7 protein-coding genes are annotated in these 11,507 nt (G+C 60.1%); 2 read left to right on the top strand and 5 right to left on the bottom strand.

What is annotated here, in order from left to right; translation table 11 throughout:
- Positions 1 to 46 precede the first annotated feature (46 nt).
- The 5 genes from PMI37_RS26270 to aceK all read right to left on the bottom strand — a co-directional run bounded on the left by PMI37_RS26270 (position 47) and on the right by aceK (position 8,383).
- Positions 47 to 280, bottom strand: coding sequence for an anti-sigma factor family protein (locus tag PMI37_RS26270; protein WP_008086876.1), 234 nt, complete (start codon positions 278 to 280; stop codon positions 47 to 49).
- Entirely contained in the window at positions 274 to 888 is a 615-nt protein-coding gene (locus PMI37_RS26265; protein ID WP_008086874.1) for an RNA polymerase sigma factor, read from the bottom strand. Before PMI37_RS26265 ends, PMI37_RS26270 begins: the two co-directional genes overlap by 7 nt.
- Before the next feature lie 119 nt (positions 889 to 1,007).
- Complete coding sequence (locus PMI37_RS26260; RefSeq protein ID WP_008086872.1) at positions 1,008 to 2,129, bottom strand: beta-ketoacyl-ACP synthase III; 1,122 nt, start codon at positions 2,127 to 2,129, stop codon at positions 1,008 to 1,010.
- Between the two features lie 388 nt (positions 2,130 to 2,517).
- Positions 2,518 to 6,429 (bottom strand): ATP-dependent RNA helicase HrpA, encoded by a 3,912-nt coding sequence (hrpA, locus tag PMI37_RS26255; RefSeq protein ID WP_008086871.1) that lies wholly within the window; start codon positions 6,427 to 6,429, stop codon positions 2,518 to 2,520.
- Positions 6,430 to 6,661: 232 nt separating this feature from the next.
- Positions 6,662 to 8,383: a bifunctional isocitrate dehydrogenase kinase/phosphatase gene (gene aceK / locus PMI37_RS26250; RefSeq protein WP_008086870.1), complete on the bottom strand. Its 1,722-nt coding sequence runs from the start codon at positions 8,381 to 8,383 to the stop codon at positions 6,662 to 6,664.
- Positions 8,384 to 8,825: 442 nt separating this feature from the next.
- Here aceK and PMI37_RS26245 point away from each other — a divergent pair, with 442 nt between their 5' ends.
- Entirely contained in the window at positions 8,826 to 10,451 is a 1,626-nt protein-coding gene (locus tag PMI37_RS26245; RefSeq protein ID WP_008086869.1) for a methyl-accepting chemotaxis protein, read from the top strand.
- Between the two features lie 84 nt (positions 10,452 to 10,535).
- Positions 10,536 to 11,444, top strand: a complete 909-nt coding sequence (locus tag PMI37_RS26240; RefSeq protein ID WP_008086868.1) for a DMT family transporter — start codon at positions 10,536 to 10,538, stop codon at positions 11,442 to 11,444.
- Positions 11,445 to 11,507 lie beyond the last annotated feature (63 nt).

Below are 11,507 nucleotides of genomic sequence, written 5' to 3'. Positions count from 1 at the left end.
TTGATCTTTAAAAACAAGATCAAAAGATCGCAGCCTTCGGCAGCTCCTACAGGTCTTTGCGGCGTTGTTCGGCGAGGCGTTCGGCCAAGGCATCCACGCCTTCTTCAGGTTCCTCAGGCAGCGCTTTCAGCGTGGCTTGCATCAATTTCATCTGGCGAATGAATCGCCGGCAATTGGGGCAGAACATCAAGTGATGACGCACCATCAATTTTTCCCGAAAGCTCAATTGCCCATCGAGATAATCGCTGGAGCGCGCCACTTGTTCCTTACAGGTCAGCATTCCCCGGTCTCCTCAAAATGCTCCACGGTCGCGAAGACTTTCAGCCGCGCACGATGCAGCAGCACACGGACATTGGAGAGCGAGATCTCCAGAAGATTACAGATCTCCTCCAACTCCAGCCCCTGGCGTTCACGCAACAGCAAAACGCTGCTTTGCAGTTCCGACAGGCTCAACAGCGTGTGTTCCAGACAGTCGCGCAACTCGCTCTCGGTCAGCAGCGCTTCCGGTGTGTCCTGGTGCCAGGCGAACGGGGCGATCAGCCAGTGGCCGTCGCCGGAAGAAAAGCGCTCGTCGTCGATGGTGCCATGGGGCGAAGGCAGGTCATCCATCAACACTTCGCGGCGATTTTGTTTGTAACGGCTTTTGGCTGAGTTGGCCGTGATGGTCAACAGCCAGGTCTTGAGACTGGAACGCCCTTCGAAACTGGCGATGTGTCGCACAACCGACAGCCAGGCGTCCTGCACCACTTCTTCGACATGACGCTGGCCAACAATCGCATAGGCCACGGCGCGCATGGCGCTCTGGTAAGTGCTGACCAACTCCTTGAAAGCTTTTTGCTCGCCGGCCAACAGGCGTTCGAGCAGTTGAGTGTCGTCCATTGCGGCCATTGGCGTCTCTTTGCAAAGCGTTAAAAACAAAAGATCGCAGCCTTCGGCAGCGCCTACAAGAACGGATTTCATACCATCCGTGTAGGCGCTGCCGCAGGCTGCGATCTTTTGAAACGCAATCAGCGTTTACGCAGAATCACGCTGCCGATCGAATAACCGGCACCGAACGAGCTCAACACAGCCAGCGAACCGGCGGCCAGATCGTCCTGATACTTGTGGAACGCAATCACCGAACCGGCGGAGCTGGTGTTGGCGTAGGTGTCGAGAATCACCGGAGCTTCTTCTTCGGTGGCTTCGCGACCGAGCAGTTTGCGCACGATCAAGTGGTTCATGCTCAAGTTGGCCTGGTGCAGCCAGAAGCGTTTCACATCGCCAACGTTGAGCTGGTTCTCTTGCAGATGCTCACCGATCAGCTCGGCGACCATCGGGCAGACATCCTTGAACACCTTGCGGCCTTCCTGCACGAACAGCTTGTCGCGGGCACCGACGCCCTCTTCTGCTGCACGGTTGAGGAAGCCGAAGTTGTTGCGGATGTTGTTGGAGAACTTGGTCAGCAGTTTGGTGCTGACCACGTCGAACTGGTGCTTGGACGTCGCTGTTTCAGCGCGCTCGATGATCACCGCAGTCGCGGCGTCGCCGAAGATGAAGTGGCTGTCGCGGTCACGGAAGTTCAGGTGACCGGTGCAGACTTCCGGGTTGACCATCAGGATCGCCCGGGCCTGGCCCAGTTGCACGCTGTTGGCGGCGGCTTGAATGCCGAAGGTTGCCGAGGAGCAGGCGACGTTCATGTCAAAACCGAAACCCTGGATGCCCAGGGCTTCCTGAACTTCGATGGCGATGGCCGGATAGGCGCGTTGCAGGTTGGAGCAGGCAACGATCACGCCGTCGATGTCCGCGGCGGTTTTGCCGGCGCGTTGCAGGGCCTGTTCGGCGGCGCCGATGGACATCTGGCAAAGCACCGACCATTCGTCGTTGGAACGCTCCGGCAGGCGCGGGGCCATGCGTTGCGGGTCGAGGATGCCGTCCTTGTCCATGACAAAGCGGCTCTTGATGCCCGAGGCTTTTTCGATGAAGGCGGCGCTGGATTCGGTCAGGGCCTGGACTTCGCCGCTGGCAATGGCCTGGGCGTTGTCGGCGTTGAACTGCGCGACGTAGGTATTGAAAGACTGCACCAGCTCTTCGTTGGAGATGCTGTTGGCCGGGGTGTACAGGCCGGTGCCGCTGATGACGACGTTATGCATGGTCGTTTCTCTAATCTGTTCAGGCAGAAAGTGCTGGAACCGTCGTACCAACACACAAAGGGTCTATTCCCAACCGGGGGACACAAACCTGGCATCGCTTTATTCCGCTGCGCGACATCGCCGAAGGCTCTGGGTCGCGAAACCGGCGTTTATGGTCGCGAAGTTTGCCATAAACGCAGGGATTTGGCGCCTTTCTCAAGCACAACCGCCATTCACTGCAAGGGCGCACTTTTGTGGCGAGGGGATTTATCCCCGTTGGGTGGCGAAGCCGCCCCAAACCTGACACCTCGGTTCATTAGTCATACCGAGAGTGTTGGTTTTGCGACTGCTGCGCAGCCGATCGGGGATAAATCCCCTCGCCACAGGGGATCGGGGGGATTACGCCAGATCAGGGTTCTACCTGGCTCCACTGTTTGCTCAGGCGTTTGTCGGAGATTGGCACCTTGGTGCCCAACTGCTGGGCGAACAGCGACACCCGGTATTCCTCCAGCCACCAGCGGTACAGCTCAAGCTGCGGATCGCGCTTGCCTTCCTGCGCGTGTTTGGCCGCGCGGGTCTGGTATTGCGCCCAGAGGCCGGCGAGTTCGCCGCTCCAGACGCGATCCTTCTGCAGCTGCGCGCCGAGTTTCTCGAAACGCTGCTCGACCGCTTTCAGGTAACGCGGCAGCTCTTTAAGCCACTGCATCGGCGTTTCGCGGACAAACCCCGGATACACCAGATGGCTGATCTGCTGCTTGATGTCGTTCAGCGCCACCGCCTGCGCCAGATCGATCTTGCCCTTGAAGCGCTTTTGCAGAGCGTGCCAGACCTTGAGGATCTCCAGCGTCAAGCGCGCCACGCGTTCGGCGTGCTCAGTCCAGCCACCGCGTTTGCGTTCCGCCAACGCTGCCAGACCGGCGCCGTCACGCGGCAACGGGTCTTCGCCTTCGAGAATGCAGCTGTCGAGGCTGGCCAGCAAAATGTCTTCGATCAGCGCATCGACCCGACCCAGATCGCGATAAAGCAGGCCCAATTCGGTCTGCCCCGGCAACTTGCTGCGCAGGAATTTCGCCGGCTCGGCCAACTGCTGCATCAACAAGCGCTGCAACGCGCGACGGTGCTGGAATTCGGCCTCGGCCGGCGTCGAGAAACGCCCTTCCTTGACCGTGCCGCCCTCTTCAACCAGCGCCGGATACACCGTCATCGACAGCCCGGCGATCTTCTGTTGAGTCTTTTCCGCCACCGGCGCGAAGACCTTGGCCTCGACCGGCTGCTGACTTTTCGCACTCTGCGGCACCGCCAATGCGGCCTGACTGGCCTCGGCAAACCGCGCGGTCAGCTCGGCCAGATCACGCCCTTCACCGAGGAACTTGCCCTGGCCGTCGACGATTTCCAGGTTCATCCGCAGATGCCCTTCAACCCCTTGCTCAGCTTCCGCCCACGCTTCATCGCTGACCCGCGCGCCGGTCATGCGCAGCAGTTCACGGCCCAGCGCTTGCGGCAACGAACCTTCGGCAAAGGTCATGCGTTGCAAGGCAGCCTTGATGAAGTCCGGCACCGGCACGAAGTTCTTGCGCAGCGCTTTCGGCAGGTTGCGCACGAGGGCGATGCACTTGGCCTCGATCAGCCCCGGCACCAGCCACTCCAGACGCTCCGGCGGCAGCATCGGCAGCAGCGGCGCCGGCACCCGCAAGGTCACGCCGTCGCGCGGGTGATTGGGCTCGAAGTGATAGGTCAGCGCCAACTCCAGATCGCCGATGTGCAGCGTGTCCGGGTAGTGCAGTGCGGTGACTTCACTGGCCTCGCGGGCCAGCACGTCTTCTTCGCGCATGATCAACAACTGCGGATCTTTTTGACTGTTGATGCGATACCAGCTGTCGAACGTCGCGGTCTGATGGATCTCCGCCGGCAGCCGCGCGTCGTAGAACGCGTAAAGGGTTTCTTCGTCGGCGAGAATGTCACGGCGACGGGCCTTGGCTTCCAGTTCGTCGAGTTGTTCCAGCAGTTGTTTATTGGCGTTCAGACACTTGGCTTTCGACTGAATCTCGCCGCGCACCAAACCTTCGCGGATAAACAGCTCACGCGAAACCACTGGATCGACCGGGCCGTAATGCACCGGGCGGCGACCGACCACGATCAATCCAAACAGGGTGATCTGTTCAAACGCCACGACCTGGCCGCGCTTCTTCTCCCAGTGCGGTTCGAAGTGGTTTTTCTTGATCAAGTGCCCGGCCAGCGGCTCGATCCAGTCGGCGTCGATCTTGGCGACCATGCGCGCGTATAGCTTGGTGGTTTCCACCAGTTCGGCGGTCATCAGCCATTGCGGGCGCTTCTTGCCGATGCCCGACGAGGGGTGAATCCAGAAGCGCCGCTGACGCGCGCCGAGGTAATCGCCGTCCTCGGTTTTCTGACCGATCTGGCTGAGCAAACCGACCAACACCGCTTTGTGCAGTTTCGGGTAATCCGCCGGCTCTTTATTAACGCTGAGCTGCATGTCGCGGCAGATCAGGCTCAACTGGCGATGGGAATCGCGCCATTCGCGTAGACGCAGATAGTTGAGGAAATTCTTCCGGCACCAGTTGCGCAACGGGCTTGCTGTCAGCGCTTGGCGTTGTTCTTCAAAACCACGCCATAGATTCACCAATCCGGCGAAGTCAGAATCAACGTCTTTCCATTGCGCGTGGGCCTGATCGGCCGCTTGTTGACGCTCCGGCGGCCGCTCGCGGGGATCCTGAATCGACATCGCACTGGCGACGATCAGCACTTCCTGCAAGCTGCCGAGTTTCGCCGCTTCAAGCAGCATGCGCCCCATGCGCGGGTCGACCGGCAAGCGCGCCAATTGGCGACCGAGCGGCGTCAACTGGCTGTTGCGATCCACCGCCGAGAGTTCTTGCAGCAGGTTGAAACCGTCGCTGATCGCCTTGCCATCCGGCGGCTCGATAAACGGGAATGCGGTGATCTCGCCAAGCCGTAGATGGAGCATCTGCAAAATAACCGCAGCCAGGTTGGTGCGCAGAATCTCCGGATCGGTGAATTCCGGGCGACCGAGGAAATCTTCTTCGCTGTACAAACGAATACAAATACCCGGCTCGACCCGGCCGCAGCGACCTTTTCGCTGATTGGCGCTGGCCTGGGAAATCGCCTCGATCGGCAGGCGCTGCACCTTGGCGCGGTAGCTGTAACGGCTGATGCGCGCGGTGCCGCTGTCGATCACGTAACGGATGCCCGGCACGGTCAGCGACGTCTCGGCAACGTTGGTTGCCAGCACCACGCGACGGCCCGGGTGCGACTGGAAAATCCGCTGCTGCTCGGCCGGAGACAGGCGCGCGTACAGCGGCAGAATTTCGGTGTGTTTGAGTTGGGCTTTACGCAGCATGTCGGCAGCGTCACGAATCTCGCGCTCGCCCGGCAGGAACACCAGCACGTCACCCGGACTGCGGCGTTCGCTGCGCTCGTAAGCGGCGATTTCATCAAGGGTGGCGAGGATCGCCTGATCCACCGTCAGGTCATCCTCGACGCGGTTGCCCTCCTCGTCCTGCTCCAGCGTCAGCGGGCGATACCAGGTATCGACCGGGAAGGTACGGCCGGAGACTTCAACAATCGGCGCATCGTCGAAATGCTTGGAAAAACGCTCCAGATCGATGGTCGCCGAGGTGATGATGACTTTCAGATCCGGACGACGCGGCAGCAGGGTTTTCAGGTAACCAAGCAGGAAGTCGATGTTGAGGCTGCGTTCGTGGGCTTCGTCGACGATGATCGTGTCGTAGCGTTCGAGGTAGCGATCGTTCTGGGTTTCCGCGAGCAGGATGCCGTCGGTCATCAGCTTGATCAGGGTGTTGGCATCGCTCTGATCTTCGAAACGCACCTGATAGCCGACCAGCGACCCGAGCGGCGTGCCAAGTTCTTCGGCAACACGGCTGGCGACGCTGCGCGCAGCAATCCGGCGTGGCTGGGTATGGCCGATCAAGCCATGCTGGCCGCGCCCGATCTCCAGACAGATTTTCGGCAACTGGGTGGTTTTACCCGAACCGGTTTCGCCGGCGATGATCAGCACCTGGTGCTTTTCCAGCGCCTTTTTGATTTCGTCGCGCTTGGCGGCAATCGGCAAACTGTCGTCGTAACGAATCACCGGCAGGCTGGCCTTGCGCGCCAGCACCTGATCACAGGACGCCTGCATGCGCGTCACCCACTGGGCCAGTTTGGCCTCGTCGGGTTTCTTGCGCAGCTCAAGCAACTGCCGCCGCAGCCGGTGACGGTCGGCGAGCATGGCGTGGTCGAGGTTTTTCAGCAGTTTGTCGATGGAGGGCGATTCGTCGGTCATCGGGTAGGCAATTCGGTCGTCTATTTGTGCAGGGGGCCGATTGTCGCAGATTTGCGGCACCGAACACGACTGCGAGGTGCTCTTGTGGCGAGGGGATTTATCCCCGATCGGCTGCGCAGCAGTCGCCGACTGGATATCAACGTCGATCTGAAGCGTCTGAGTTGAATGGTTTTGGGGGTGCTTCGCACCCCATCGGGGATAAATCCCCTCGCCACAATGTATTCAGGGGGAGTTATTCGTTATCGAGGCCTTTGCGGCGGTACGGGAAGACGTCGATGATTTTGCCGGCGCGAATCGCCTCCTGCAGGCTCTTCCAGTAATCGGCGTTGTACAACTCGCCATGCAGTTGATCGAACAACTTGCGCTGCCCCGAATCAGCAAACAGGAACGGCGGAAATTCCTCGGGGAACACATCCAGTGGCCCGATCGAGTACCACGGTTCCGAGGCCATTTCGTCCTCCGGGGTGCGCGGTGCCGGGATGTGCCGGAAGTTGGCCTCGGTCAGAAAGCAGATCTCGTCATAGTCGTAAAACACCACGCGGCCGTGACGAGTAACGCCAAAGTTCTTCAGCAGCATGTCGCCGGGAAAGATATTCGCCGCCGCCAGTTGCTTGATCGCCAGGCCGTAATCCTCCAGCGCCTCGCGCACTTGCGCGTCGTTGGCGTTTTCCAGGTAGAGATTGAGCGGGGTCATTCGCCGCTCGGTCCAGCAGTGGCGGATCAGCACGGTTTCGCCTTCGACCGATACCGTCGATGGCGCGACTTCCAGCAATTCCTCAAGACACGCCGGATCGAACTTGCTCAGCGGAAAACGGAAATCGGCGAACTCTTGGGTATCGGCCATCCGCCCTACCCGGTCGACACTTTTCACCAGTCGGTACTTTTCGATCACCGTCGCTCGGTCGACGTTTTTCGACGGCGAGAACCGGTCCTTGATGATCTTGAACACGGTGTTGAAGCCCGGCAGGGTGAACACGCTCATGACCATGCCGCGCACGCCGGGGGCCATGATGAATTGATCGTCGGTGTTGGCCAGGTGATTGATCAGCGCACGATAGAATTCGGATTTGCCGTGCTTGTAGAAACCGATCGAGGTGTACAGCTCGGCAATGTGCTTGCCCGGCAGGATGCGCCGCAGGAAGCCGATGAACTCCGCCGGCACCGGCACATCGACCATGAAGTACGAACGGGTGAACGAGAAGATGATCGACACATCGGCTTCGTCAGTGATCAACGCATCGATCTGAATCCCGCGCCCTTCGCGGTGCAGCAGCGGAATCACCAGCGGCCACTGTTCGTCGCGGGTGTAGATGCGCCCGACCAGATACGCGCCCTTGTTGCGGTAGAGCACCGAGGAAAACAACTCGACGCTGAGCTCCGGGTCCTTGCACACCCAGTCCGGCAGGTTCTCGCGCAGTTGCGCTTCGAGACGCGGCAGGTCGCCGGGCAAATCAGCGTAATCCTCGCTGAAACGGTAGTCGGCAAAAATGCTCGCGAGCATCCCCGACAACTGGCCCTGCGGCTTGTACGTGCGGGTTTGCGCGGCGCGGGCACGGCGCAGGCTCGGGCGTGTGGTGTGAATGAACATGCAGCCGTCGCTGATCAGGTCATGGCTGAACAGGCCGCAGAAAATCGAGTTGTACCAGGTCTCGGACAGCTCATCGTCGAAACGCAGGTCGATGACGCTGATATAGGCGCTTTTCACCAGCGGCCAGCAGCTGACATTCATCAGCGTTTCATCGTCGAAATATTCGCGCAGACGGGCGATGGTTTCGCCGACTTTTTCTTCGTAAAGGTTGATCCGCGCCGCCGACGCGGTTTGGGTCTCCTGCCAGCGTGCCTGCTCGAAGCGCTCGCGGGCGCCATCCGTGATCCGCCGGAAATGCTCGCGGTAATCGTCAAAGCCATCGAGGATCATGCGGGCGATGTCGGTGGCTGGCCATTGCTGCGGCATAAAGGAGACCTCGGCGTGCGTTTGGAAATCTGTGCCTGAGCTTAGCCACGGATGCGGGCGCAGGTGAAGTGCAATTTCTGCCAAAAGCACGGCAAGTTCGTACCACGATCCTGTTGGAGCCAAGCTTGCTCGCGAAGGGGCCTTTGAATCCGACACAGTTTTTTGCAAAGTTTTTTAAATCGACCGTTCGGTCAAAAAATCACCTGTTCAGTCTCGCGGGTGCCTTTGCGCCAGCCCGCGAAATAACCGGCCTTGGCAGACAATTACCAGTGCACCTCTCTAGCCCGCGGTTTTCCCGCAACGGGGCGATGCTTCGTGACACCACCCGGATTGGTCTTACCAAAATAGTGGCACTTTGATATACATCCCGCCATTACCCCCCGCAAAACAAGATCCTCGCTGACGAGGACGACCTCTCCCTCAAAGATCAAGGAGCACAAAGATGTCTATCCGCAATCTGCGCATCGGTTTGCGCGCCAGTTTGAGTTTTGCCGTTTTGGCCGGTCTGCTGGTGGTGGTTGGCCTGTTCGGGCTTGCCCAGATGAAGACCCTGCGCGAGAGCGCAGCGGTGATCGAAGAATCATGGATGCCGAGCATCGAAAGCATTCATGACGCGGCGGCGAACATCGCCAGCATCCGTCTCGAATCGTTGCGCCTGACGGCCAATACCCAGGCAGCCAGTCGAGACAGAAGCAAAGGCATTCTCAAGGCGCAGCGTGAAGAACTGCTCAAACGCCTCAGCGACCACAAGGCCTTGATTGCCAGTGATGAAGAACAGGCAATGCTCGACAGCTTGAGTATCGCCGTCGGCAAATACCTGAGCATCCTCGATCAGATCGTCAGCCAGATCGACGCAGGCCAGAACGAACAGGCTTCCGCCCGTTTGAACAACGAATTGGCGCCGCAGGGCGCAGTGCTCGACAAGACGCTGGAGGCAATGATTACGCTCAATCAGCAAGGCGCCGATGCCGCGGCCGAAGCAGCGGCGGCGATGTATCAGCGGGCACTGTGGATTGTCGCGACGATCATCGTGGTCGCGTTGATCGCCACCCTGCTGCTGGCCTGGGCGCTGACTCGCAGCATCACCACGCCGATCAATCAGGCGCTGGAGGTGGCGCGACGCATTGCCGCCGGCAACCTCAGTGGCGAGATTGCCAGCAGCGGTAAAGACGAGGCCGCGCAGTTGCTCGACGCCCTCGCCGAGATGCAGGGCAATCTGCGCTCGACCATTCGCGGTATCAGCGAATCGGCGCAACAACTGGCTTCCGCTGCCGAGGAAATGAGTTCGGTGATGGAACAAAGCACCCGTGGCCTGCAGCAGCAGAACGATCAAATCGAACAGGCCGCCACCGCCGTGACCGAGATGAGTACGGCGGTGGATGAAGTCGCGGCCAACGCGGTGTCCAGCGCCGAGGCGTCCGAGGCGTCGAACGAGGACAGCAAGCACGGCCATGTGCAGGTCAGCGAAACCATCAGCTCGATTCAGGAACTGGTCAGCGCCGTGCTCGGCGCATCCGAGCAAGCTGAAGGCTTGGCCACACAGGCGCAGGACATCAGCAAAGTGCTGGAAGTGATTCGCGGGATTGCCGGGCAGACCAATCTGTTGGCGCTCAACGCCGCGATCGAAGCGGCGCGCGCCGGTGAGGCCGGGCGCGGTTTCGCGGTGGTCGCCGATGAGGTGCGCTCGCTGGCGCAACGCACACAGAACTCCACCGAAGAAATCGAGCTGATGATCAGCAGCATCCAGCAAGGCACCGGTGCCACTGTCGGGGCGCTGCAAAGCAGTGCCGAGCAGGCGGGGCAAACCTTGCGCCGCGCCAACAGTGCCGGGCAGGCCCTGGAGAAAATCACCGCATCGATTGCGCAGATCAATCAGCGCAACCTGGTGATCGCCAGCGCCGCCGAGCAGCAGGCACTGGTGGCCCGCGAGGTCGATGAAAATCTGGTGACCATCCGCGATCTGTCGACGCAAACCGCTGCCGGCGCCACGCAGACCTCTGCCGCCAGTCAGGAACTGTCGCGCCTGGCCGTTGACCTCAACGGGCTGGTCACGCGTTTTGTAATCTGAGCGAAAAGTTGCATGCCCGAATAGCGGTTGCCTTCATCAGGGCGCTCGGCAACACTCTCGTCCCGATTCTGGAAGGAGACCGCCGTGAGCCCTGTCGATATTTTCCGTATGTTGTCGCTGGCGGCCATCTGGGGCGCGAGTTTTCTGTTCATGCGCATTATTGCGCCGGTGATCGGCACGATTCCGACCGGATTCTTTCGCGTGTCGATTGCCGCCGTCGGCCTGCTGGTGATTCTCGGGCTGATGCGCATCAGTTGGGATTTCAAAGGCAAACTGAAAACCGTAATGCTGCTCGGCGTGATCAACTCAGGCATTCCGGCAACGTTGTACTCGGTGGCCGCGCAGGTGCTGCCGGCTGGCTATTCAGCAATTTTCAACGCCACCACGCCATTGATGGGCGTGCTGATTGGCGGGTTGTTCTTCAGTGAAAAACTCACCGCCGCGAAACTCGGCGGAGTGTTTCTCGGCCTGTTCGGTGTCGGTGTGCTGACGCGCGCCGGTCCCGTGGCATTCGACATGCAACTGCTGATGGGCGCCCTCGCCTGCCTGCTGGCGACCACCTGTTATGGCTTTGCCGGATTCCTCGCACGGCGCTGGCTGGATCAGGCCGGTGGATTGGACAGCCGTCTTTCCGCCTTGGGCAGCATGCTCGGGGCGACGCTGTTCCTGCTGCCGCTGTTTGCCTACAGCGTGGCCACTCAGCCGCCCGTCAGCTGGGGTGGCTGGAATGTCTGGCTGTCGTTGCTTGGCCTGGGTCTGGGGTGCACGGCGTTTGCCTACATCGTTTACTTCCGCCTGCTGAGTTCCATCGGCCCGGTGAAATCAATGACCGTGACCTTCATGATTCCGCCGTTCGGCGTGCTGTGGGGGGCGTTGTTGCTGGATGAGCCGCTGTCGATGGCGCACATCTACGGCGGGGTGTTGATTGCGATCGCGTTGTGGCTGGTGTTGAAGCCTGCGACGGCAAAATCAGTTGAGGTGAACGCCCGGTAGGAGCTGCCGCAGGCTGCGATCTTTTGATGTTGTTTTTAACCACAAGATCAACAGATCGCAGCC

The sequence above is a fragment of the Pseudomonas sp. GM80 genome, from assembly GCF_000282515.1.
Taxonomy (GTDB): domain Bacteria; phylum Pseudomonadota; class Gammaproteobacteria; order Pseudomonadales; family Pseudomonadaceae; genus Aquipseudomonas.
This window is presented reverse-complemented; position numbering and strand designations above follow the sequence as displayed.